The following is a 24,523-nucleotide window of genomic DNA, read 5'->3' on the forward strand; positions in this document are numbered from 1 at the left end:
AGTTACTTAAGTTCGTTCGTAAACTCACTGGGACAATTAACAGTTGGTTTGGCGCTTCGCGCAAGTATAGCCAACAGTCAATTGCCCCTTAGCAAAGCGTTATGTGCTAGGGAGTTAGTATTGGTCAAAATAGTAGAAGAACTAATTGTTAGCGGGAAATGGCTCTATGATGAAGCTGTAGATATGGAGGCTCATATTATTAAAACTAATTTCAAGCCTGGTTCTGGCGACCACGAAGATGAACCTGTCGTTAGAGAGGATCGTTTTGGTGAGTTTTATGGTCTTCATATTGGCGCATACTCAAATACTTCTACTTTTCAGGGAGGAGCATATTCGTCAATTGAAGAAGCACAAAAATATGCGTCAACGGTGTGTCCATCACTAGTATGGAACAAGCGTGAGCCTCGCACATAACAAACAGCTCAATCCGACCTCCACTGCGTTGCTCGTTTTGTGCTTTTCCGCTACGCTCGCACAAAACAATCAACTCCGTTCCGGCGGCTTAGCTGGGCGTTATGTGTAAATGGAAGTTAGGTGAATGAATTCTAGTTTTGACCAATATATTTCTAATCTAAATTCAAATAAGGATATTTATCCAAATGAATTATTTGAATTCGCTTCAAATAGTGAGCGATATGAATTAAACCACCCACAATCTCTTCATGATTCGTGGGTAACATCGATTACTATCGCTGAAAATAGAAATAAAATCCGCCCATTTGAACCATCATTATCTATTGTTTTAAATTTACTCGGTCAGCAACATGATCGTGATATTGTACTTAACTATTTTAATGTTAAGTCATATGAAATCTTGGGTTCTGAAAACCCATTTAATTATGGTGACACATTTCATGGTGATGTATTAACACATGAAATATCTATTGTAGACGGTTTATTCCAACATGTTTTAGAACTTCGTTCAGGCTCTACTTTTAAAGTTATCTTTAGTGAATTCAGCTGTTTGGAGCAAGTTTACACATAACAAGTGACTATGGTGTCAATTCCTAATTTCAAACCATTTTAGGATCCCACATGACACCATCCCTCACCATAGAATTTATGATTACTATAAGCTTTCTTACACAGGCAATAATAGCCACTTTTTTAGGTTTCCCTGCCGCGACTAGCCGATGATAAATAGCTTTAAATTTAGGGTTACATTGGATAGCTGACATCATTGCCATATACATTGCGGTTCAAATTTTTGGCCGTCCACCTCGTATCATCCGTTTACCCTGATAAGCACCACTTTCTCGATTAAATGGTGCAACACCAACCAGTGATGCAGCCTCTTTATTGTTTACACACCCAAGCTCAGGCATGTCACTAAGTAAGTTAAATGCGACAACATTCCCAACGCCAGGCACACTTTGAATAATGTCATTCTTGACCTTATATTCGTCACATTCTTTGATGAGTTTTTGTAGTTTCAAATCTACTTTTTCAATCTGATTTTTTAATGCCGTTAGGATAGGTTTTATTAGGACAAAATAACAGTGACACCCATCCTTAATTTTTTAAAGAGAAGCTTTTCTTTAACCTAACCTTTCGTTCAAAAAAAGCACAAACGGCTTTTTAATTTTACGTAAAAAGTCAGTAATCGACTGTACCTGGACTAGAGCTTGGGGATGGTTAAGACATCAAATTATAACGAATTATTTAAAATACTCGTACGTATCAATTTTGTTAAACCTAGGTTCAGTTATTATCAATATGATTATTACCTGAAATTAATCCAGTGCTCGCACTACTAATTAAATTATGGAGATCCCCATGAGTAAGCAGATAGATAAAGCAATGCCACAAGCAGAATTCATCGCGCAGGACTACCAAGGCTCAGGAAAGTTGAAGGACAAAACAATATTAATAAGCGGCGGTGATAGTGGCATTGGCCGTGCGGTGGCATTGCATGCGGCCCGTGAAGGCGCGAAGATAGCTTTTATATACCATACTGATGCTGACGCTGCAGAGCACACCCGCAAAGCAATAGAATCCGAAGGGGCAGAGGTTTTGGTTATACAGGGAAATGTTGGTAAAAGTTCAAACTGTGATGCGGCGGTGGCTAAAGTGATTGATCATTGGGGTGAGTTGCATGTTTTGGTTAATAACGCTGGTTTTCAAAAGCCATTTGATAGCTTAACTGATATTAGTGATGAGCAATGGGCAGCCCATTTTGATGTCAATATGCACGGTATGTTCTATCTGGCGCGAGCCGCGCTGCCACATCTAAATGAAGGTGCTAGCATCATCAATACCACGTCTGTCAATGCATTTGCTGGTAATAAGCATTTGGTGCCTTACACAGCGACCAAAGGAGCCATCAACGGATTTACCCGTGCACTTGCGTTGCAATTAGCACAGAAAGGTATCCGTGTTAATGAGGTCGCACCTGGCCCTGTAGTGACTGAAATTCAGCTAACTTTCAAAGGATATGACGACGATATTATAAAAGACATGGATAAGGTCACTCCAATGCAGCGAATGGGACAACCACGTGAAATGGCTGCCGCATTTGTTTATTTAGCATGTCAAGATAGCTCTTTCGTTACCGGCCAAACTATTCACGTCAATGGTGGCATGATTATCAATGGTTAAGACTTTTGTTATGAAACAAATAAACAAAGATACTTGGTATAAACGCAGTACTCATAGGAATTGGTTGAGCAATCAAGGCCAGCATTTGCTTGAGCATTATAAAAAAGCGAAAGTAAGCGGAGGTTTTGGCACGCTGAATGATAAAGGGCAATTGACTGGCCACTCGGCTGTCACTATCGTTACCGCTAGAATGGTTCATTGCTATAGTCTTGCCTCATTACTGGGTGTTCCTGGCGCGAGCCAATTAGTCGATCACGGCTTGCAAGCACTGCTAGATGGGGCATTGAGAGACCATGAGCAGGGTGGTTGGTTTGAGGATGAAGGCCACAAAGGCATTAAACAGGCATATGTTCATGCTTTTGTGGCGCTCGCCGCGGCGAGCGCAAGTATGGCCGAGCGACCTCGCTCACAGGAACTGCTTGATGCTATCGTTGCGATTATTAATCAGCATTTCTGGGTTGAGGCTGAAGGCGTAATGGCCCCAAGTTTCGATGAGAAATAGAATGAAAGCGAGTGCTATCGTGGTGCTAATGCCAATATGCATACAACTGAGGCCTTCCTAGCATTGTTTGATGCGACAGGTGAAGAAATATGGCTAAATCGGGCTATGGGGCTGGTAGAGCGCTTCGGCCATGACATTGCTAGCTCGTATGATTACCGTTTACCTGAGCATTTTGATACTAACTGGCAGATATTGACGGATTACAACGCAAATAAACCCACAGATGATTTACGTCCGTGGGGGCTAACCCCTGGTCATTTTGCAGAGTGGGGTGGATTGTTGTTGAAAGTTGAGGCTGGACTTGTTGCAAGCGGGCAAGCAGCACCAGATTGGTTGTTAGAAGATGCAATAAGACTATTAGATAGTGCCATGCACTATGGTTGGAATGCCGATGGTAAGCAGGGAATGGTTTATACAATTGGATGGGACAATCAAGTTTCGGTTGCCAATAGGCCTTGGTGGGTTCAGGCGGAGGCTGCTAATACAGCATACCTATTGATCAGACGCACAGATGACATGAGGTTTGAGGCAATATATCGCGAAGTCTGGGATTATATTGCCAGCATGATAATTGACTCGGAAAAGGGTGGTTGGCTTCCTGAGGTTGACAACGATGGACAGCGAACCGAAAAGGTTTACCCACTTCGCGAAGATCTTTACCATGCATTTCAAGCAACCTTAACGCCGCTGCTGCCAATCAGCGCATCCCTTGCTGGCGGGTTGAGAAACCACAACCTATAAGTTTTGGAAAGTCATTACACAATAAAGCAAGGTGTGGTTAGATTGTCTTTTAACCACGCTTTAGCTGTAATAGATTGTAATTATTTTTTTAATCTAAAAATCTAGAGTTTTTTAAACTGTTATTAACAATTATCAATGAGATAAACACTTGTAGAGTGCCTTCTACTTTAACTGGGGGGCATCTACTTTATTTTCGGTTTTTTAAATAATGGCTGTTTTGTGGCTATAAGTACTACTTTTAAGCGAGTGGAAAGCATTGAAAAGGCATATTCATTACTAAATTTACAATATCTTCTATACCGCTCCAATGAAAAAATAAGTATAAATAATGTGTTAGTAAAACATTTTATGTAGTGATGATAAATACATAGTAAAAAATTTAATTAACGTCGTGAGTTATTATTTGAGGCGAGAATGTTTTTAGGTAGTATATTTACCATAAAAATTGCAACGTAAGCATATGAGTCGCCTCTATCATTTGTTGTGAAGCGTTAATAGGCATAACACTTACTTGGTCTTAACGGTTATCAACTATATAAAGACACATTCTAGTTGGCGTTACCTAAATTCACAGAAGATAAGTGATCTCTTTTTCAATAAACTTGTTATTACTTATATATTTAATTTAAGGGCTAATATGTTAACTAAAGAGAATACTGGGCTTATTGTTGTTGATATTCAAGGCAAGCTCGCGCGTTTAGTTCATGAAAGTGATGTTTTAATATCTAACTGTGAAAAGTTAATTAAAGGAGCTCAAGCATTATCGCTGCCAATTATTTATCTTGAACAAAATCCTGATGAATAATTAGGCTGACACCCATTCTAATTATTACGAAAAAAGCCAACTAAAACAGTATGAAGTTTTCATTGTTATATAATGAATCACGAAAAAAAGCTGAGCCATGTAGGCATAATGAAAGCAAAAATAGATAGCCGAATCGGAAGACAATAGCTGTTTATTAAATAATGGCAAACGACTCGGCTGTATAGAACCGGCTTTCCTTTAAGTAAAAAGCGAAATATTATCGTGAATAAAGGGATGAACAAACTGACCTTACGAGGTCAGATGAAAATGAATGCCTTTACTTTATTGTGTGGAAACTGTATTGCCTTGTTCATAAAATACAGTTGCAAAAGACGATGCATTGAGAAAGGGAGGCCCTTTTACCCTAAATTAAAGCTACTCAACCAGCCGCAACCCTTTCCAAAACGCCAATTAAAACAACACCAAATTCCCACTTTATATTCTGCATAAAATACAGTAATCGATTGAACCAAAATAGGAACTCAGCTATGGTTTGTTTATCAATAAAAATAAATAAAAAACGAGTTAATCTACAGATTCGTTATGTTGCTCATGAAGAATGTGGGCTATTCTACTCAAAATAAGGATTTTTTATGAGTTTATTTAAATTAGTTAGTTTATTGATCAAGTTTAGTTGTTTGTTGTTGCTTTTAAGCGCCCCAAAATATCTTCATGCTGAGGATAAAGCCTATCCTCAATTTAGCGGTTATTCACCTAAATCTAAGTTAACAATAAACTTTGAACCTGTGAACATATTATTAGAATCGAATGTTCTTGATATGGGGCCATCCAGAAGAATAAATGCTAAACTTGACAAACCTCCGATAGGTACTAGGTTAAGAAATGTTTTCCCCAGTGCTACCCATAATGAAAGTAACAGATTCACATATGAGTTGATAAAATCTCCTAAACAAAAAAGTTTAGTCAATGATGTTAAAAAATATTTAGAATCATTGCCCGAGAAAAACAACCTTAATTTATATTCAAAACAAGAGCAATTGGCCTATTGGCTTAATCTTTATAACATTACTTTAATTAACGAAATTGTTAAGCGGTATCCAATAGTTAGTTTAGAAAAAATATTAACTGGTCCTGACTCACTATTGGATAAAAAGCTAGTGAATATTGGTAGTCTTCAGTTGAGTCTCAGTGACATACAGTATGGGATTTTAGATAAAAACTATAGTAAAGAACCTTTAATTATTTATGGATTATATCAAGGGTATATCGGCAGCCCAAATATCAATAAAAAAGCCTTTTCAGGTAAAAATGTATATAAGCTATTAAAAAATAATGCAACAGATTTTGTCAATTCGAATAGAGGTACAAAAATTGATTCTCTAAATAGTTTAGAGGTCTCAAGTTATTATGCGAGAAATGCTGATTATTTTCCTAATTTTAGCAATGACCTCAAACTTCATCTGTTGCAATTTGCTGATAAAACAACCCAAGAAATAATAAATAAGTCGGATAAAATTGAACCCATTATAAATAATTGGGCAATTGCTGATCTATTTGGAAGTAAAAGAGTCTTTGGTGGGGGCATGTCTACTAACTCAGCAGCATCAATAGGAATGTCAAGAAATTATGCGTTGACCGATAAAGTCACTAAAGACGCGAACACAGGTGGAAAGTTCAGACTTTCAGCTAGAGAAATAACCAGGTTAAAGGAGTTAATGAGAGTAAGAGCTAAGAATTACGGTGAGACATCCGTAACGATAACAGACCTAGAATTACAAGATGAAAACTAAAATTTACAATATATGAACAGTAGCTCAGTATGGTGAGAAAAAAAACAAATAAAAAACGAGTTAATCTATAGGCTTGTTAGGTATACAAGGAAGTATTGAGTCTGGTGTTGATCCTTAAAGAAAAATTCAAAACTATTTTTGAGTCTACTTTCTTAATCGTTGTATTCTTACTTTGTGGGTTGGCAATTAGTGATATCCTAATTCAGCCGTTTGCAAAACTCGTATTCATATCTATATTCTTTTTAGCATGGTTTATATTGCTAATTTATGGCTTAATTTACAAAGAGTCTTATATGTTTAAGTGTTCTGTAAAAAGTAGATTATTGATATACTTAGCTGAGCAGTTTATATATTGTTCTTTGATCATAATTACAGGTATTGTTCTCTTTCGAGCAGTGTATACCTAACAACACCTCTGAGGTGGACAGCAAGCTCTAAAGCTCACTTCCCACCGCAAGTTTTAACAGTGGTGATCTCTTACTTTTCAATGCCGCTAGGTAAGTTGATTCATCTTAGGGCGTATGTAGATCTAAACCCTATTTTACTTATTTAGTTCTTTTCTTATAATTTCAGCTCCAGCGCTCAAGGCATTTAATTTGCCGTTAGCTATATGGTGAGGTAGTGGAGCCATACCGCAGTTTGTACACGGGTAGAGTTTGTCGGCATCTACAAATTGCAGTGCTTTACGCAGCGTATTAGCTACTTCCTCTGGCGTTTCGATAGTATGATTTGCTACATCAATTGCGCCTACCATTACTTTTTTACCGCGAATGAGTTCTAGTAAATCCATTGGTACATGCGAGTTATGGCACTCTAATGAGATAATATCGATATTAGATTGCTGAAGCTTAGGGAATGCTTCTTCGTACTGGCGCCATTCGCTTCCTAGTGTTTTTTTCCAATCTGTATTGGCTTTAATGCCGTAGCCATAGCAAATATGCACGGCGGTTTCGCATTTGAGCCCTTCAATTGCGCGCTCTAAACAGGCAATTCCCCAGTCGTTTACTTCATCAAAAAATACATTAAACGCGGGCTCGTCAAATTGAATAATATCAACGCCTGCGGCTTCTAACTCTTTTGCTTCTTGATTTAGAATTATGGCAAATTCCCACGCTAGTTTTTCGCGGCTTTTATAATGATCGTCGTAAAGCGTGTCAATCATTGTCATTGGGCCTGGCAATGCCCATTTTATTGGTTGCTTGGTTTGCTGGCGTAAAAATTTAGCGTCTTCAACAAACACTGACTTTTGGCGGCTCACAGGGCCAACAACAGTGGGTACGCTTGCATCGTATCGGTCACGAATTTTTACTGTTTTACGTTTTTCAAAGTCAACGCCATTTAGGTGCTCTATAAATGTAGTTACAAAGTGTTGCCTTGTTTGCTCACCATCGCTAACAATATCAATGCCTGCTTGTTGTTGGTCGAATAATGACAAGCGAAGAGCGTCGTGTTTGCCTTGGGTTAATTCATCACCTTGTAATTTCCAAGGTGACCAAAGTGTTTCTGGCTCTGCAAGCCATAAAGGCTTAGGTAAACTGCCAGCGGTAGATGTAGGTAGTAATTTTTTCATAATAAATAATGCCGTATATTTTAGTTAATTATTAAACGTAGCGTTAAGCGCGTTATTACTGGTTGTTACCATTAGTTGTTATGACAGATAGCGAGTAGAGAATTGCTCAAGGACCGTTTGGTACGGCTTGATAAAATGCTCTTGTGCAAACTTGCCTTGCTCACTGGCTAACTTGCCGCGCTCTTCTCGGTCATACACAATTTGCGTTAGTGAATGATCCAAGTTTTTTAAGTTTGGTTTATATGATTTACCCGCTGTTGCGTTGGCATTATAAATCTCTGGTCTGTAGATTTTTTGAAACGTTTCCATCGTACTAATGGTGCTTATAAGCTCAAGATTGCTGTAATCATTAAGTAAATCACCAAAGAAAAACAATGCCAAAGGCGCTGCACTATTTGGCGGCATAAAGTAACGTACCTGCAAGCCCATTTTTTTGAAGTATTGCTCAGTTAAAGACGATTCATTTGGTTCGTATTCAACGCCAAGTACCGGGTGTTGGTTTTCGGTGCGGTTGTAGGTTTTGTTATCTGACACACTTAGGCATATAACCGGTGGTTTTTTAAAGTTTTGTTTGTATGTATCCGAATTTACGAATGACTGAAATAGCTTGCCATGTAAAACCCCAAAGTCATCAGGAATACTAAATTGAGACTTACCTTTATTGTGCTCTTGTAGGAGTACGCTAAAGTCGTAGTCGCGCACATACGATGAAAAGTTGTTTCCTACAATGCCTTCAATTCGCTTATTAGTTTTATGGTCAACAATATTTGTTTTTAATATTTCGATTGATGGGAAGCTTTCGCCGCCGTCTTCAATACCTATCTCAACAGAGACAATTTCAAGCTCAACAGCATAACGCTCACCTTTGGTGTTATCCCAGTGGGCTAGGGCATTAAAACGGTTGTTAATCATGTTTAAAGCGTTACGCAAGTTTGCTTTGCGGTATTCACCTCTGGCTAAATTAGCAAAGTTGGTTGTGATACGCGTATTAGTTGATGGATGATAATTTTCGTCGAGTGAAACGCTCTTAATATTAAATGTAAAATCTTTTTTCATCGTGTTTATATCCAATTTTATAATTTAAACCTGATTGATGCTCTGCGCTTTATTAGCCTTGCAACTTACTTAGCTGGTTTTGTTATTCAGCGGCTTTAAGTTGTTAGTAATAGTGTTTAGCGCTAAGGGATGAGTAATTTATACGTGGATTGGCATATGAAGAAAAACGGTTTAATTTCACATAAAACATGAGTCATATTCATTACACATTATTGTTAGATGCGATTACGTAGTAATTGACGAAAAAAAGGCATAAATCGATAAAAATAAAGGATGGATGTTTAGCCGTTTAGACTTCCTTTGTGTTGATGTGTACTTTATTCATGTTAAACATGAGGAGTATTCAAAGAGTTTTTTTTGTAGCTATATCAGTCTATTAGTTGGTTTTTAGCATATTGCATCGCTGTTTATAATAAATGTCGTCACGGGTAAGTTCCAGCTAGCTATATAAGTAGATACCTTAGCTAATCTAATCTCAAAAGATAAACCGACTTTTCTGAGTACGTATATAAATGCCTGTAAATTAATAAAAGGCTATAAATCATATTAATAGCCATGGCAGTACGTTAAATAAGTTATACTCGTTTTTCATCACCTCACCTATTGAGTATTCGTGGATATCAAAGGCACTTGTATTGCATCAACTATTGATGAGCATGGCCCTGTTTATGTATATCAAACAAAAAAGAATCTTATTCTCAGCTTTGACGGAAAAATTTATCAAAGCTGTATTAAATTAAATAATATTAATAGGTTAAGCTTAGCTTATACGCAAGCTATGATGGCTGCGCTTTTTTTTATACCCAATTTAAAAACCGCGATGATAATGGGACTTGGGGCGGGCTCTATCGCAAAAAGTCTTTATCATGCGTTTCCCGCGCTGACTATACATACCGTTGAATATCGTAAAGCCGTTGCTGATATGGCTATAAAATATTTTGAAGTTCCCGTGTCAGAACGTTTGTTTATTCATATTGATGATGCGGCAAACTACATGAAAAACACGCAGATAAAAACGGATGTTATTTTTTCTGATTTATATAGCTCAGATGGGATGGAGTCAGATCAGGTGCAATCATCCTACTTACGCGATTGTAAAAATGCGCTCACTTTTGATGGTGTTTTAGTACTTAATATTTGCCATACCAAAATTGGGCAGAGGGAAGCGTTTGATCAACTACTTGAGAAAGAATTTGCAGGAAAGATTCTTAGTTTTATTATTGAAGGCGGTAATAAAATTGTGCTCGCTTTTAACAATAGAATGCCTGCACTTAGTGAGGATGAATTACTTGCTAAGGCTCACGCGTTACAAAAATTAATAAACGTACCAATGACGCGCTATGCAGGGCTTTTATTTAATTAAAATGGTTAGTTTGATGTACTGTTAAATGGCGCGTTTGAATCCATCCGTCTATCTGTTGTTCATTTAAACTTGGTTAAACTAATCATACTCTGAATAAAAATAATAAAGTACGTACCCGTACGGAAACACGCATACATGGATTACTGTAAAAATATAATCGCTAAATTTATAAGCGCGATGCAAAAGCGGCCTGGATTATTGGCTGTATTGGCGTTTTTGTCGGGCGTTGCCAGCTTTGCACTTGTAGATAGAAAAGAGTCTTTTTCGCAAGTTATTGCGATATTTTTACTTATTAGTTGGTTGTGGCTAATTATTGATAATTGGCTACGAGACAAAGTAGAAGAAAAATTTGGTGTGGCTGTATCTCCTAATGTAATGCGTTTTGCTCTACAAATGGTGCAACAAGAAAGTCTATTTTTTGCTTTGCCGTTTTTTTTAGCGGTTACGCAGTGGGACCATCCTCAAGCATTTTTTACCTCCCTCATTGTGGTATGTGCGGTTATATCGGTAATCGACCCCTTTTATTATAAGAAGCTTGCTAAAAACCGTACGCTATTTAGTGTGTTTCATAACTTTGCTTTATTCGTTGTTTTACTTGTTACCTTACCTATTTTGTTAAACCTTACCACGAGCCAAAGTTTAGCTGCAGCCCTTGTAACGGCTGTAGTGGTTACTCTTCCGAGTTTAAACAATTTAATGCCTAATGCGCGCTGGTGGCGTTTCCCTATTCTTGTATTGATTTTATGTGCTTTGAGCACTGCGGTGTGGCAATTGAGAAGTTATGTGCCTCCTGCTGCGCTGCGATTAACCGATATTACGTTAGCTCATGAAGTTGATTTACAGCATAAAAAGCCAGTTGGGAGTATTAAACAGTTAGACTCTTATACACTGCATCATCAAGGTTTATATAGTTGGACCGCTGTTAAAGCACCAAGAGGCTTAAATGAAAAAATATTTCATGTGTGGCTTCATAATAAAAAGGAAGTTGATCGGATCACGTTAAATATAAACGGCGGGAGAGAGCTAGGTTACAGAGCATGGACCCACAAGGTGAATTTTCCTAGCGACTCTGTTGGTAAGTGGCAGGTAAAAGTAGTCACCGAATCAGGTCAGTTAATAGGTTTAACGAAATTTACTGTTACACCTTAATTAACTAAGCCGGCTGTATTTTAAAAACATAGCTGATATAGTTTTTGTATTCCAAACTAATGGACATAGTTAATGAGTATTGCATTTGAGATTTTTATTTGGCTAATAGTTGATACTGGCTTGAGCTTTTTATTTTACTCGACCGGTTGGCTACTATTAAAAGTGGTTACGTTTGGGCTGTATAAAAGCGAGTTTAAAGACTTTGCATCTTATAAAGCGAGTAAAGCTAGAAGAGTCGACTTTACCTTCTTACTAGGTTTTGGTTTTTATGTTGCACTCATTGCCGTTATGGCTTATTTAAGTCATTAAATTTGCTAATAAATTAGGTTAAGAATAATCAGCCTATTGAGTTGTTGCTGCTTATGTTTGTCCCGTTACCGCACTTTTTACACTTCCTACTTATACTTTTCCTGTTTTTGCAATAGGGAACACTTCACCATGAGTACTATAACTATCATTTTAACTATTAAATTAAGTACCTGCTAGAGCATTGCTCGGTGCGTATATAGCTTTGGTTTGCTGGTTAAAACCCGAGCTAATTGCAACTTGTAGTTTATGGGTAATACTTAGTAAATACTTCAAAATATAATAAATAAAACAATATATATGCATCTATTTATTTCGCAAACACGTTTTATAACAATACTATGCGCCACTTTTTACCATTTATGATGGTTTTGGACTTAATAAATGACTCAATATTTAAAATATGTATTTGTTATTACGACTCTAGCGGTAGCAAATACAGCTTACGCACAAGCAAAAACACAAGAGCACTACCAAGAGCTTGAAGTGGGCGTAGGCGGAAATATTAAGCATACCCATACTGACGTAAATTATAAAAATAAAGAGTTTGATTTACATATTCACCCATTATGGGAGAGCCGATATGTTACCGAAGGTCGAGATAACCTTGTCAGTAATGGCATTGCATCAATTGCTACTGAGGTTAACTATAAAAACTTTGCGGTGATCCCTTGGGCGGCAAAAGGTATTAGTAGTGATTATTCAGAGCTTAATTTAAATGCTATTTATACCGCTCACTTATCTGAGCGGATAGAGATGTATGTAGGCTATAACTATATTAAAGCTCGCGAATATGGCATTGATGCTCACGATAATGAGCTAAGCCTCGACGTTGCGTATTTTTATTCGGACGATATTCAGTTATTAAGTAGTGTTTATTATTCATTTGATGCCAGCGGTACATTTTTGGAGATGGCAGTAAAAAAAGATTTTTATATTAACGATTTACTATCAGTAGATATTCAATCGGGCGTGGGGGTTAACGCGGGGTATGTTAGTGATGGGCACAACGGAGTAAACAACGTTAAGTTTACTGCAAACTTGTCGTATCAGCTTTTTAATCAGTTAGCCCTATACACATATACAAGCTATAGCATTGCAGTTAATAAAGATGAAAAACGCTTTGCAGGTGACGAGACACTTCGAAATATATTTTGGGGTGGTGTAGGGCTAAGTTATCAATACTAGGGCGTACTTTTTCAAGGATGAGTTTGAAGCAGTGTGTTTTACTTTTAGGCAGTTCAGAGCCTACTGGGTAAAACTCTTGCTGCATGATTAAATCGATCTTAGGATCAAATAGTAACACACGATAAAAAATGTTTAACGGCGCGGTTGTTGCTAAATTTCAGTTTTAAATTTAATTATTATTATGCTTTGAATCAATAAACAATGCGTATGTGTAATACACAATTACTAAAAAATGTTAGTGTTTAGCTATCGTTTAAAAAGTTGAGAATTACATATGAAGTTTTTAGTATTTTTAGGCACAGTACGCGATAGCACTCCACCAAAACCAGCTCGCTTAGGCTTAAGGGTTTCTAGGGCTTGTATAGAATGCTTAACAGAGCATTTTGGCGATCATGAGTTTGAGCTAATTGATGCGTTGGATTTTCCTAGCGAAAACGTATTTAAACCACACTTTGCATACGCTAAAAGTAAAGCACCTACCGAGCTCACTCTATTAGCTGATAAAATTAAAGCCGCAGATGGATATATAATGATTAGCCCTGAGTACAATCACAGCATGAGTCCAGCTCTCGCTGACTTACTTAATCATTTTGGTAGCTCACTATTTTCGTATAAACCAAGTGCAATAGTTACTTACTCAGCAGGACAGTGGGGTGGTGTAAGAGCGGCCATTAGTATGCGCACGTTTTTATCTGAACTTGGCTGTTTGCCAGTATCGGCTATGATCCACGTGCCAAAAGCGCAAGATGTGTTTAGTGAGGATGGCAAACCTGTTGCAGGAGAGAGTCAATCATCGTGGTTTAATTATTTCTCACGCACGTTTGGCCAACTAATATGGTGGGCGCAGGCTGCTAAAGAGCATACCGAGGTGGTTGACCCACAAAGTTTGCTAAAAAGCTTTAAAACAGATCCTTCTCAGCGCAATGCGCCTTAATATGCGCTAATTAATTGTTTGGATTGATTATAGAAACACAGCTGCATATAGTGGTATCATTAACGCTACATATTTTTAATAATGCATAATACCAATTCGCAATAATAGTTAATCAATTTAAGGGATTAAATCGCTAACTGCATTAAAAGTTTCTGATATAGAACAACTCAATAACGAAATTTTTGCTGTGTTCTCCACACGATTTTATTGTCTCAAAATAGATCACTGAATTATGCGAATTGGTGTAAGAAACAAGGAAATTGTGTCTTGAAATATCTAGCCTTACTAAGTGTGCTAACGCTTAGTGCATGTAGTTCTGTTCCCCATAAAATTGAAATGAGCCAAAGTACGGCTGCAAATATGAACCTTATTGCTTTAACTGAGCAAAGTGCACCAAAGGGTGTTGCTGGCACTTACCAGTTTTATATTAAAGCGGCGGGAGCTCAGGGTAATTGGTTGTATTTAAATACAGAAACTGATTATCGCGACAGGCGTTCTATTACGATATCAATACAGCCTAATGTGGTAGCAGAGCTTCAAAGTAAATACGGACAACCAGCAGACACCTTTTTTATTGATAAAACAATAGAAGTAACAGGCGAAGCTAAACGAGTAACTATCGATTTTATGAGCCGTGGTAGAGCTACTAATAAATATTATTATCAAACGCACATAGCTGTGTCATCAATTAAGCAGCTTCGTGTTATTGAAAGTTAGCAAAAAACAATGCACTGTATTTATATACAGTGCATTGTAAAAGCTTACTTTGAGCTTTAACGTTTACACTTAAATTTACTACTATGGCGCTACTTTAGCGCTGTTTTATTCAACGATTTCAAAACTCTTATTTAACCTATTGTAATCTCATTACATAAAACTAATAATTAGTTAGTTTTATAAATTTGAGTACCTGTATTGAAAGCCAAAGAAATCCGCAACTTTTATATCAACGAAGAGCAATCTGTTTATTTACTTTCGCACCGCGATGCTAAAAAACACCGCCAGTGGCTTAATATTTGTATTAAGCAGTTAACACTGCTGGGCTACAAAAACGTTGAAATGATTGGTTCAGGTGCTTTTGGTTTTGTATTTGCAGGTGATGACGATAACGGCTTACCTTGGGTATTTAAGTTTTCGCGTATTACGCTTGCCCAAAGTGTACGTGACCGCCTAGAAGACGAAGCGTATATGCTTTCGCAAATTAATAACCCCTTAGTGCCTACCTTTTATGCATTTGAGCGAATTAAAAAACAAGGGATTTTAATGATGGCGCGCGCCATTGGAGAGGACCTTGAAAAAGTATCGCTTAAAACAGGGCGCTTTAGTGCCGCGCAAATAATGGCGCTAGCTGTTAGGTTACGTAATGTATTAATTGATTTACGCAGTCACAAAAACGGCATTAGCCCACAACCTATAGTGCATGGCGATATAAAACCTTCAAACCTTGTTTGGGATGCAAACACTGACGCGCTTTCGTTAGTGGATTGGGGCAGCTCTGTGTATGCACAGCTCGATAGTGATGGTAACCCTGTTGCGAGTAACTTTATGGATTTAATGTCGGGCGATTTAAGTACAACTAATGCGCGTATGGGCGATGTGTACTTTATTGGTGAAGCACAAATGTCGGGAGAGCAATCATCCCCACGATTCGACGAGCAAGGTGTAGCCGCCACGCTGTATGCGCTAGCATCGGCGCAGTCGTGTCGCTTTGGTGCACAAGCCATCCCTGCAAGCAGCTTAGGGCTCCCAAAAGAGCTGGCTAAGGTGATTGATGGCATGCTGTCAAAAAGTAAGGCCATACGTGATGGTGCTGGTGATTACTTTATGCGTAACATTACAACTATGGCCAAAATGTATTTACCTGAGCTTGATAAAAAACAAAGAAAAGCAGATATCCCTTTTTGGTATGGCAACGACGAGCAGCCCGACACGGTGGTATATAGTTCACGAAAACAGTTTTTACGCCAAGCCGATCATAACCAGCAATTACTAGATATAAACGACGCGCAACTTGACCGCTATTATAAAGAGTTTTTGTTTGATACAGGCGATAACGAAAAAGCATTTTTGGCATCAATAAGCCGATTAGCTAAGTACCCTGTAGTAGGTGGGCTTAGTTTTCATTGGAAAGATGAGTCCATGTTTGTTGAATCGTCTTTAATTATGCATGACGAATCATTGGGTGATGCCTTTAGTGATGCGATTAATAACACAGTGATGCTAGCCCAAGCGATTAATCAAAAAGGGTTATTTAAGTGTTGTTTGTTTGATGCCCGTAAAACCATTCAACTAGAGCGAGATGGCACCGGTGCATTTAAGTTTGATAGCCTACCAGAGCTTGAATACGAAGTTGTAAGCATGAAAGCTAACGACATAACCCGCCCGCATTCATACTTTGAAGACGGTAAAGACCCTGATGAGCAACTACAGCTACCAAAAAAAGTTATTAAGTGCGTATTTGAGCTTAACCAAATTCATCATACGGGGTGTATTATTTTTGAAGCACTGCCCGACAGAATGAAGATTCACCATTACTACCGCTTACTCGATTCGAGCAAAGAGGTTGAGTTTAAACGTTTGCTAAATAAGCTTATGCAATACGCAGTAAATATTACGGACGTGGGTGTTGCGGGCTTTATGAAACTCCCATATAAAAACACCCGTGAGTTTAGTTTATGTGAGCAGCAACAAGAGAATTACTTTCCTAAAAACCCTAAGCTTGTTTCTTTATAGAAAAAGCAATTAAATTAAGAGTATTAAATAAGAAGACAAAGATAAAAAGAGCACAAATTGGTTTACCTTGTACTCTTTACTACTTAGTTATTTAGGTAAGTATTACTAATTATTAAACACCTTACTAAAGGGCGACGTTGGTTTTAGCTCAAATTGATGAGTAAGTTTTTGCGTTTTATTAGTCGCTGTTATTTGATAATGCTGCTTGTGCTCATTGTTACTAAATAGCTTAACGTTAAAGTTAACCTTGGTTAGTTTACTAGGCAAAGAGTAGCGCCCAGTAATGGTTACTTGGTCTATATTGTCGCTTTTATGTGTATGCGACGCTTCTGGGTTTAGTAAAAGTCCGTCAATAGTAAATTTATACTGTTGATCCGCTAAATAAACGTTCTTTTTAATTCGCTTAGTTATTAGCTTTTTATGAGCGTTAAACTCAATTATTGATACTTTGCCATCCTTATCTTCATCAACCCCTTTAAAAGCCGACATAGGGATTGAAAGCACAATGAACACGTTATTATCAACAAAATTCAGAGTACCGTGCTCTGCAACCATTAAATGTGCGTTTGCTAAGGTTGGAGTGCTCAGTAAGCCCAAGGTGGCCGCATTTAGCAGATAATTTTTTATATAAGGCATAACTTACTCCTAACTAAACTTCGCCTTTTACACAGCGTTGAAAAAACGGATAAGTGTCTGTTGCGTAGTAGTGGTATATCCCTTGAGGAAACTCAGGTGTTACGCCAACGCGGCCATTACATTCGTCTAAATCACCAGAGCCTGCTACGTATTCCCAATCTTGTGCAAATGTACCTAATGGGTATATATCGGTAGAAGGGCGGTTTTCGCTTACGGTTGTTATATGTTGGTAGCTACCGGTCATTGCGGTTAGGGCTGAAGTTGCATCACTTGAGTCTGAGTAGCCGTAACGTGCATATATAGGAAAGCCGTCTGCTGCCCAGCCTATTAGAGTCATAGTTGAGCTATTGCCACCTCGCATTGCTACAAAGCCTTCTGGCATACCATGATTAAGTCGCGTGTAGTTCCTGTACATGACCAATCTGCAGCGCTGGTGGCTTGTACTGATTCTGACTCGTTATATTCACTGTAGCTATATTCACAAAGCACGCCTTGGGTTGAGCTACTCGTACCTGTACTGTTATCTGAGGTGGTTGGTGATGAATCTGTAGTTGTTGAGGTATCAACTATGCCTTCTCCACCTCCGCAAGCAACTAACGATAAAACAACTAGAGCTAAGGTGCTTAGCTTTATAGCATTTATCCTATTTGAGTTTTTAATATTAAGTACGTGTAGTTTCATTGCTGCTTACCTGAACAATTAAGTTACTCAAACAATAATCAGCAATTGTGCAAATAGTGTGTAAACAATGATGACAAATTAGCAATGATGTAAATAGGCGAAGTATTAAAGCTAAGTTGAGATTTAACTTTATTGGATTGTGTTTTATTTTAAAATTTCAAAAAGTTAAACTAATGCTAAACATGGCAATATAAAAGGTTACCTTAATGGCTAAAACAAAACCTGTAGTGACGTTACAAAGTCACGGTATTTACTCTAAGTGGGATAGCGAAAGTAAAGCATTGCCACAAATAGAGCAATTTACAACAAATATAATAGCTGAGGTAGATGTTGAGTTTGGCTTAATCGTAAATATTAAAAAGGGCAAAGGTGAAAAGCTTCACTACTGTATATACCATCCAGATATTCCAGACAGTGACGGTGATGTAATGGACCCCTTTGAAGGCGATGTATACGTTAAAAACAGTGATTGGAACTTTTACTTAGGCGATACGCTTTGGCTGCCAATAGAAAATAAGTTGGGTGATTGGCGTATGACGATTGAGCTTAATGGAAAAATCATTGCTGATAAAACATTTAAGGTGGCATTAGAGGCAGAGCGTACTGAAACTGATTTTTGGAAAAACCGAGGGTATTGATTTCTATTTGTTAGCTATATGGCTGGGATGTAGTAAAAATTAATAAAAGAGAGTTGTAGAGCCATTTAGAATAGCTCTACAAAAATAAATTAGCGTGTTTAGTTACCCCAAGGATTACTAGAATTAGAGCGTTGTTTACGATCACGAGCACGTTGCTTTGTTGCTTTTTTTTCCATAATACGTTTCGCATCACTAAAACTTAATTCACATGGCTCACCAGGTTTATGATCAGCTGGGATCACACGATCGCGTGGCGGTAATTCGTATTGCACATCATCAGGCTTAGGTAAGTTTTTAAGACGATAAAGGTAAAAGTTATCTACTTTTTCTTGTGCCCATTGTGTTTTACGTAAAAATTTAACCGCTGACTTTATATCAGGATTGTTTTTAAAGCAGTTAAGTTGTAAATAAGCGTGTAGGAGTTCCCACCCGTATTGTTCAACCAGCTCTTCAACCACTTGTTCTAATTTAACGCCTTGCAGTGGATTATTACTGAAAAGTTCTTGGTTGCTCATAGGTGTTGCCTCGTAATTAAAATACAAATTGCATTATAAATTTAATAACGAGGCTTTAACAGTGTAAATAGCTTAACTTTGACAATTAACTACAACACGACCGCGAATTTTGCCTTGCATAAGTAGCTCTGCGTTATCAATTACGTGTTCTAGTGATATTTCAGTCGAAATTTTATCTAAATAATCGGCGCTTACTAATTTAGCTAAACGCTCCCACGCTTCAATTCTGTCGGCTTTAGGGCGCATTACGCTATCAATGCCTATTAGTGACACACCACGTAATATAAATGGGGCAACTGAGGCAGGTAAATCCATGCCTTGGGCAAGTCCGCAGGCGGTTACTACACCCCCATACTTTAATGATGCACAAATATTAGCAAGTGTATGGCTACCTACTGAATCTATTGCCGCTGCAAAGCGCTCTTTTTGCAAAGGCTTACCAGGATTTGAAAGCTCGTTTCTGTCAATTACCTGTTTAGCACCTAACTCTTTTAAATATTCACTTTGATCTAATCGACCCGTAGCTGCTGTTACGTTGTAGCCAAGCTGGTTTAATAAATAAATAGCAAAGCTGCCTACGCCACCATTGGCACCTGTTACCAGTATTTCGCCAGATTCAGGCGTAATACCTTGTTTTTCAAGTGCTATAACACTTAGCATAGCGGTATAACCGGCTGTACCTATTTGCATCGCTTGTTTTGGAGAAATACCTGCAGGCAAGGGGATTAGCCAATCGCTATTAAGTGCCGCTTTTTGAGCAAGCCCGCCCCAATGTTTTTCGCCTACACCAAAGCCATTTAATATTACGTTATCGCCATTTTTAAATTCATCGCTGGTGGAATTTGTAACCGTACCCACTAAATCGATACCTGGCACCATAGGAAAACTGCGTACAACAGGGCCTTTACCAGTAATTGCTAAACCATCTTTATAGTTAAGTGTGCTGTATAGCACGTCAATAGACACGTTTTCGTTTGGTAAATCACTATTTTCGATAGTTGATAATGAAGCGCTATAGTTATTATCTTCTTTATTAATAACAATGGCTTTAATTGGGTTACTCATGGGATATCCTTTTAGACCGATCGTCTTTTAATTGGTAAATAAAAACGCATTAGGTTAATAATGCGCGTAAAAACATTTCTGTATACAAAGTAAGTGGAGTATTTGATTTTGTGAGCTTGGCGCGCATAACCGCACCTTCCCAACCAATCCAAAAGTACTCACTCATCAATTTTGTATTTACATGGCTTGCAATAGTGCCATGCTGCTTAGCTTGGTTTAAGCAAACCTCTACATGGTTTTGCCAAGCGGTGTAGCTTTGCATTAATCTGGTTTTAAACTCATCACTTAAATGATTAAGCTCTTGATTTAAGTTACCTACTAAACAGCCACGTTTGTAATCGTATTTTTTCATTCCTTTAATTGCGCTTTGGGTAAAATTAACGATTCGCTCAAGTGGGGGAACATCTTCTTGCTGTAGGTAATGGGTAAGCTTTGCAATAAAGTAACTGTCGTATGCATCAACTAGGGCAATGCCGTAGGCTTCTTTACTTTTAAAGTAATGATAAAAAGAGCCTTTAGGTACAGCCGCTTTTTTTAAAATAGTATCGAGCCCCGTGGCGCTAAAGCCAAACTCAGTTAGGGTTTCTAGGCCCGTGCGAATAAGTAACGCTTTGGTATCGGCGTTCTCTCTGGCTATTTTAGGTGGGCGACCACGGCGTATTGGTGTTGATGTATTTTTGTTCATGAACTCATATTAGACCGATCGACTTTAAATAATCAAGTATAATATTAAATTGTTTAAAAAGAATGCAAATCGGGTGAATAAAAATAACTGAAATAAAAGTGTCACGATTACATTTTTGTTTGGAACTTAGTCAATATTAGTCGGTCACAATTAAAGCACATAATTGCTTTTTAGCGATTATTGAGTCGCATTTTATTTAGCATAAAACCGGTCAAATTAAATGTTGTATGACCACTTACTTTTTTAAATGTTAATTCATTTTTGCATCAGCAGCTTAGTTAAAGTCAAACAATTTAATTGCTTTTACGATTTGAATTTTACATTTTTATTAACTATTCATTAAATGTAGATTTCACTAATGCTACACAATATATAAATAAAAAGGTGAGGATATTACCGATGAAGAGACAGAAAAGAGATCGTTTAGAAAGAGCTCATTCTCAAGGTTTTAAAGCAGGTTTAGCAGGTCGCTCAAAAGAGCTATGCCCTTATCAACAAGTAGATCCCAAATCAGAGTGGTTAGGAGGTTGGCGTGAAGCGATTGAAAACCGCAACATGTATAAAACCTAAAATCAATAATCGAATTTAAGCAAAAAGGCCTCCACGTTGGAGGCCTTTTTGTACGCATTTAAAAATTAAAACGCGCTAGTGTCTTGGAACAAGCCCACTTTTAAATCTTTTGCTTCGTAAATTACTCGGCCATCTACTTCTACAGTGCCATCTGCAACGCCCATGAACAATTTACGTTTAATTACGCGTTTCATTACAAGGCGGTAAGTTACTTTTTTATTAGTTGGTAAAATTTGGCCAGTAAATTTAACTTCACCCACACCTAGCGCACGGCCAAGACCAGGGCCACCAGACCAACCTAAGTAAAAACCAACTAGTTGCCACATAGCATCTAAGCCTAAACAACCTGGCATTACTGGGTCGCCTTTAAAATGACAATCGAAAAACCAAAGGCTAGGGTCAATATCAAGCTCAGCAACAATTTCGCCTTTACCATGAATACCGCCATCAGCAGTAATAGAGGTAATGCGATCCATCATTAACATGTTGTCACTTGGTAAACGGCAGTTACCTTCACCAAACATTTCACCTTGACCACACAGGATCAACTCTTCTTTTGTATAGCTATTTTTAGGTTCCATAACACTTATCTTCGCTTAGAAATTGCCAAGTACTTTAGCGTACACTTGTACGCTAAACAACTCGGAGCAGTTAAAAAATCAAAATATTGCATATTAAATCATCAATCAATCAACGCGATTGGTTTTTGCACTATAAAACCGCGCAATTACAATCAGAAATCATTATAATTAACGCTGTCTTATAACCAGTCTAAAGGAAGTTTATGATCCTTTTTGTTAACTCACTAACTGTGATTGATTTTTCTTACTTATGTAACAAACGCGGCGCCGTTGGCGAGAGCTGGATTGTTGATTTAACTTTGCACGGTAAACTTAACGAAGAGTCTATGGTTTTAGACTTTGGTTTAGTTAAAAAGCAAATTAAAGGCATCATAGATGAGTGTATTGATCACCGTTTAGCAATTCCTACAGGGCTTAATGGCACTGTATCTGAATTTGACGAGCATAAAACACTCGACTGTACATTTGGTGAAAATAATCACTTAGCTATGAGCGCTCCTCATCAAGCTTATTGCATGATTAACGCAGACGAAGTAACTGTTGAATCGGTTACCGAATTTTTAATTGCGACTATTTTACCGAAGCTACCAGATAACATTGAAAAAATTGAGCTGTCTCTTAAGCCTGAACACAGCCAAAGTTTTTACTATCATTACAGCCATGGCCTTAAAAAGCATGACGGTAATTGCCAGCGTATTATTCATGGGCATCGTTCTCAAATTGGTATTAGCCTAGATGGTATCTCTATGCCGCGCTTGCAAAAAGAATGGTCTCAAAAGTGGGAAGATATTTACTTAGCCACCAGTGAAGATCAAATTAATGCAGCTGATTTAAAGCACATACCAGCCCAAGCGGGTGACGTATGTTTTGCTTATACATCGGCACAAGGCTATTTTGAAATGGCTATTAGCGAGTCTCGTTGCGACATTTTGCCAGTAGATACCACAGTAGAATGTATTGCAGAACATGTAGCTGCCCAAATTAAAGCCCAATACCCAGAAAAAGCAGTGAAAGTAACCGCTTATGAAGGTGTTGGAAAAGGATCGATTAGTTATGTTTAAAACACTTTTAGCAACAGCGCTTGTTGCCTCTGCTAGCTTTAGTGCTATGGCGCTTGAGTTAAAAGGACATTTAACACAAGGCGGTTTAGTTACTGGAAAGCTAGAAAACGCTAAATCAGTAAGCTTAGATGGCAAAAGCTTAAAACTTTCACCAAAGGGTGATTTTGTATTTGGTTTTGGTCGTGACGCTGAAACTACTCATACTTTAAAATGGGTAGATAACAATGGTAAATCGCATTCACAGCCAATAGCTATCACTAAGCGCGAATATAAAATTGATAAAATTACCGGCGTAGCTAAAAAATATGTCTCTCCGCCAAAAGAAGTTAGTGCGCGTATAAGCCGCGAAGCAGTTGCGGTACGAAAAGCCAGAGAAGTAGAGTCTGATTTATTGTACTTTTTAGATCCTGTTTTAAAGCCTGCAGAAGGGCGCATATCGGGTGTTTACGGTAGTCAGCGCTATTTTAATGGCGAGCCACGTCGTCCGCATTTTGGCTTAGACATTGCCAATAAAACAGGCTCTCCTGTTTACGCGCCTATTAGTGGTACCGTGGTATTTGCTGAACCTGATTTATACTACTCTGGCGGTACATTAATTATTGATCATGGCCATGGTATTACCTCAACTTACATTCACTTAAGTAAGCTTGATGTAAAAGTGGGTGATAAAATTGAGCAAGGTAACAAAGTGGCTGAAATTGGTGCAACAGGGCGTGTAACGGGTCCTCACCTAGATTGGCGTTTTAACTGGAAAGGCGAACGCCTTGATCCTGCATTACTAATGCAAGATACATTAGCAAACAAAAAGTAGAGATTATGACTGACGTAAATCGCGATGCAATAATTGCTCAGCGTATTGAAGACTCAACCACATCGGTAACTAAAACCGTGTTTCCAGGGCGTACTAATCATCACAATACTTTATTTGGTGGTGATGCACTGGCGTGGATGGATGAAGTGGCATTTATAGCAGCGACTCGTTTTTGCCGTAAGCCTTTGGTAACTATATCTTCTGATAGAGTCGATTTTAAAGAAGCCATACCAGCAGGTACTTTTGCAGAGTTAATAGCTAAAGTAGTGCATGTAGGTAACACCAGCTTAAAAGTTGACGTAGATATATTATTAGAAACCATGCACAAAGACGATAAGCATTCAGCCATTAGTGGCAGCTTTACGTTTGTAGCAGTTGATGATAACCACAGACCGACTCCGGTAGTATGCGACAAAATGATTTATGGTTTTGATTAACTTAAAGCTTTGAATACGCGCTAAAGTAAAATTATATAAGCACCTTAATTGGTGCTTATATAACCCCACCAAAAGAACACATCATACTAAATATTAATAAAGTATAACCTCAACAACTGAGTTAGTATTAACTAAAAGAAAGTAATC

23 protein-coding genes and 4 pseudogenes are annotated in these 24,523 nt (G+C 38.0%); 18 read left to right on the forward strand and 9 right to left on the reverse strand.

All coding sequences use genetic code 11. The features are described from left to right. The first annotated feature begins 183 nt into the window (after nt 1-183). Together H5087_RS15540 and H5087_RS15545 are read left to right on the forward strand one after the other, a co-directional pair. Nucleotides 184-414, forward strand: coding sequence for a hypothetical protein (locus H5087_RS15540; protein ID WP_131692412.1), 231 nt, complete (start codon nt 184-186; stop codon nt 412-414). 124 nt (nt 415-538) lie between these two features. Further along, the gene (locus H5087_RS15545) at nt 539-985 is read left to right on the forward strand and encodes a hypothetical protein (protein WP_182672628.1); all 447 of its coding nucleotides are present in this window, start codon (nt 539-541) and stop codon (nt 983-985) included. 28 nt (nt 986-1,013) lie between these two features. Here H5087_RS15545 and H5087_RS15550 read toward each other — a convergent pair. Further along, a pseudogene (locus tag H5087_RS15550) lies at nt 1,014-1,484 on the reverse strand (transposase); the annotation flags it as partial. 292 nt (nt 1,485-1,776) lie between these two features. On the opposite strand from H5087_RS15550, the gene H5087_RS15555 reads away from it, so the two are divergent. The 4 genes and pseudogenes from H5087_RS15555 to H5087_RS15575 all read left to right on the forward strand — a co-directional run bounded on the left by H5087_RS15555 (nt 1,777) and on the right by H5087_RS15575 (nt 6,397). Beyond that, nucleotides 1,777-2,598: an SDR family oxidoreductase gene (locus H5087_RS15555; RefSeq protein ID WP_220488809.1), complete on the forward strand. Its 822-nt coding sequence runs from the start codon at nt 1,777-1,779 to the stop codon at nt 2,596-2,598. Nucleotides 2,599-2,608: 10 nt separating this feature from the next. Continuing rightward, nucleotides 2,609-3,841, forward strand: a pseudogene (locus H5087_RS20215) (AGE family epimerase/isomerase). A 637-nt stretch (nt 3,842-4,478) separates the two neighbouring features. After that, nucleotides 4,479-4,643: pseudogene (locus H5087_RS15570) on the forward strand (isochorismatase family protein); the annotation flags it as partial. 596 nt (nt 4,644-5,239) lie between these two features. Continuing rightward, on the forward strand, nt 5,240-6,397 hold the full coding sequence (locus H5087_RS15575) for a DUF547 domain-containing protein (protein ID WP_182672632.1): 1,158 nt from the start codon (nt 5,240-5,242) through the stop codon (nt 6,395-6,397). A gap of 541 nt (nt 6,398-6,938) precedes the next feature. Here H5087_RS15575 and H5087_RS15580 read toward each other — a convergent pair. Both H5087_RS15580 and H5087_RS15585 read right to left on the reverse strand, forming a co-directional pair. Next, nucleotides 6,939-7,967, reverse strand: a complete 1,029-nt coding sequence (locus H5087_RS15580; protein WP_182672633.1) for a methionine synthase — start codon at nt 7,965-7,967, stop codon at nt 6,939-6,941. A 78-nt stretch (nt 7,968-8,045) separates the two neighbouring features. Continuing rightward, the gene (locus tag H5087_RS15585) at nt 8,046-9,023 is read right to left on the reverse strand and encodes a DUF1852 domain-containing protein (protein WP_182672634.1); all 978 of its coding nucleotides are present in this window, start codon (nt 9,021-9,023) and stop codon (nt 8,046-8,048) included. A gap of 613 nt (nt 9,024-9,636) precedes the next feature. Here H5087_RS15585 and H5087_RS15590 point away from each other — a divergent pair. The 7 genes from H5087_RS15590 (at nt 9,637) to H5087_RS15620 (ending at nt 16,696) form a co-directional block, all read left to right on the forward strand. Further along, nucleotides 9,637-10,386 (forward strand): spermidine synthase, encoded by a 750-nt coding sequence (locus H5087_RS15590; RefSeq protein WP_182672635.1) that lies wholly within the window; start codon nt 9,637-9,639, stop codon nt 10,384-10,386. Between the two features lie 135 nt (nt 10,387-10,521). Further along, the gene (locus tag H5087_RS15595) at nt 10,522-11,535 is read left to right on the forward strand and encodes a DUF5924 family protein (RefSeq protein WP_182672636.1); all 1,014 of its coding nucleotides are present in this window, start codon (nt 10,522-10,524) and stop codon (nt 11,533-11,535) included. A 72-nt stretch (nt 11,536-11,607) separates the two neighbouring features. After that, a complete protein-coding gene (locus H5087_RS15600) occupies nt 11,608-11,844 on the forward strand; it encodes a hypothetical protein (protein ID WP_165743824.1) in 237 nt (78 codons plus the stop codon). 381 nt (nt 11,845-12,225) lie between these two features. Continuing rightward, entirely contained in the window at nt 12,226-13,029 is an 804-nt protein-coding gene (locus H5087_RS15605; RefSeq protein WP_182672637.1) for a hypothetical protein, read from the forward strand. A 274-nt stretch (nt 13,030-13,303) separates the two neighbouring features. Next, complete coding sequence (locus tag H5087_RS15610; protein ID WP_182672638.1) at nt 13,304-13,963, forward strand: NADPH-dependent FMN reductase; 660 nt, start codon at nt 13,304-13,306, stop codon at nt 13,961-13,963. A gap of 267 nt (nt 13,964-14,230) precedes the next feature. After that, entirely contained in the window at nt 14,231-14,680 is a 450-nt protein-coding gene (locus tag H5087_RS15615) for a hypothetical protein (protein ID WP_182672639.1), read from the forward strand. Nucleotides 14,681-14,878: 198 nt separating this feature from the next. Continuing rightward, nucleotides 14,879-16,696, forward strand: coding sequence for a protein kinase domain-containing protein (locus H5087_RS15620; protein ID WP_182672640.1), 1,818 nt, complete (start codon nt 14,879-14,881; stop codon nt 16,694-16,696). 105 nt (nt 16,697-16,801) lie between these two features. Here the strand turns inward: H5087_RS15620 and H5087_RS15625 are convergent, their stop codons facing one another. Then, nucleotides 16,802-17,332 (reverse strand): hypothetical protein, encoded by a 531-nt coding sequence (locus H5087_RS15625; RefSeq protein ID WP_182672641.1) that lies wholly within the window; start codon nt 17,330-17,332, stop codon nt 16,802-16,804. A gap of 13 nt (nt 17,333-17,345) precedes the next feature. Beyond that, nucleotides 17,346-18,013: pseudogene (locus H5087_RS15630) on the reverse strand (YHYH protein). A 206-nt stretch (nt 18,014-18,219) separates the two neighbouring features. On the opposite strand from H5087_RS15630, the gene H5087_RS15635 reads away from it, so the two are divergent. Next, a complete protein-coding gene (locus H5087_RS15635) occupies nt 18,220-18,651 on the forward strand; it encodes a DUF3859 domain-containing protein (protein WP_182672642.1) in 432 nt (143 codons plus the stop codon). Between the two features lie 98 nt (nt 18,652-18,749). On the opposite strand, the gene H5087_RS15640 is transcribed toward H5087_RS15635, so the two are convergent. The 3 genes from H5087_RS15640 to H5087_RS15650 all read right to left on the reverse strand — a co-directional run bounded on the left by H5087_RS15640 (nt 18,750) and on the right by H5087_RS15650 (nt 20,916). After that, complete coding sequence (locus H5087_RS15640; RefSeq protein ID WP_024595281.1) at nt 18,750-19,166, reverse strand: VF530 family DNA-binding protein; 417 nt, start codon at nt 19,164-19,166, stop codon at nt 18,750-18,752. Nucleotides 19,167-19,238: 72 nt separating this feature from the next. After that, complete coding sequence (locus H5087_RS15645) at nt 19,239-20,231, reverse strand: MDR family oxidoreductase (protein WP_182672643.1); 993 nt, start codon at nt 20,229-20,231, stop codon at nt 19,239-19,241. Between the two features lie 49 nt (nt 20,232-20,280). Continuing rightward, nucleotides 20,281-20,916, reverse strand: a complete 636-nt coding sequence (locus H5087_RS15650; protein ID WP_182672644.1) for a TetR/AcrR family transcriptional regulator — start codon at nt 20,914-20,916, stop codon at nt 20,281-20,283. A gap of 399 nt (nt 20,917-21,315) precedes the next feature. On the opposite strand from H5087_RS15650, the gene rmf reads away from it, so the two are divergent. Further along, nucleotides 21,316-21,486: a ribosome modulation factor gene (gene rmf, locus H5087_RS15655; RefSeq protein ID WP_002960897.1), complete on the forward strand. Its 171-nt coding sequence runs from the start codon at nt 21,316-21,318 to the stop codon at nt 21,484-21,486. Between the two features lie 65 nt (nt 21,487-21,551). Here the strand turns inward: rmf and fabA are convergent, their stop codons facing one another. Beyond that, complete coding sequence (fabA, locus tag H5087_RS15660) at nt 21,552-22,067, reverse strand: bifunctional 3-hydroxydecanoyl-ACP dehydratase/trans-2-decenoyl-ACP isomerase (protein WP_002960896.1); 516 nt, start codon at nt 22,065-22,067, stop codon at nt 21,552-21,554. A gap of 203 nt (nt 22,068-22,270) precedes the next feature. Between fabA and H5087_RS15665 the strand changes: the two genes are divergently transcribed. The 3 genes from H5087_RS15665 to H5087_RS15675 are packed head-to-tail and all read left to right on the forward strand — an operon-like array spanning nt 22,271 to nt 24,376. Then, nucleotides 22,271-23,128: a 6-carboxytetrahydropterin synthase gene (locus tag H5087_RS15665; protein ID WP_182672645.1), complete on the forward strand. Its 858-nt coding sequence runs from the start codon at nt 22,271-22,273 to the stop codon at nt 23,126-23,128. Beyond that, nucleotides 23,121-23,939, forward strand: a complete 819-nt coding sequence (locus tag H5087_RS15670) for a M23 family metallopeptidase (protein ID WP_182672646.1) — start codon at nt 23,121-23,123, stop codon at nt 23,937-23,939. Before H5087_RS15665 ends, H5087_RS15670 begins: the two co-directional genes overlap by 8 nt. Before the next feature lie 5 nt (nt 23,940-23,944). Continuing rightward, nucleotides 23,945-24,376: an acyl-CoA thioesterase gene (locus H5087_RS15675; RefSeq protein ID WP_002960891.1), complete on the forward strand. Its 432-nt coding sequence runs from the start codon at nt 23,945-23,947 to the stop codon at nt 24,374-24,376. The last annotated feature ends 147 nt before the right edge of the window (nt 24,377-24,523 follow it).

The sequence above is a fragment of the Pseudoalteromonas sp. SR43-7 genome, assembly GCF_014163785.1.
Taxonomy (GTDB): domain Bacteria; phylum Pseudomonadota; class Gammaproteobacteria; order Enterobacterales; family Alteromonadaceae; genus Pseudoalteromonas; species Pseudoalteromonas distincta.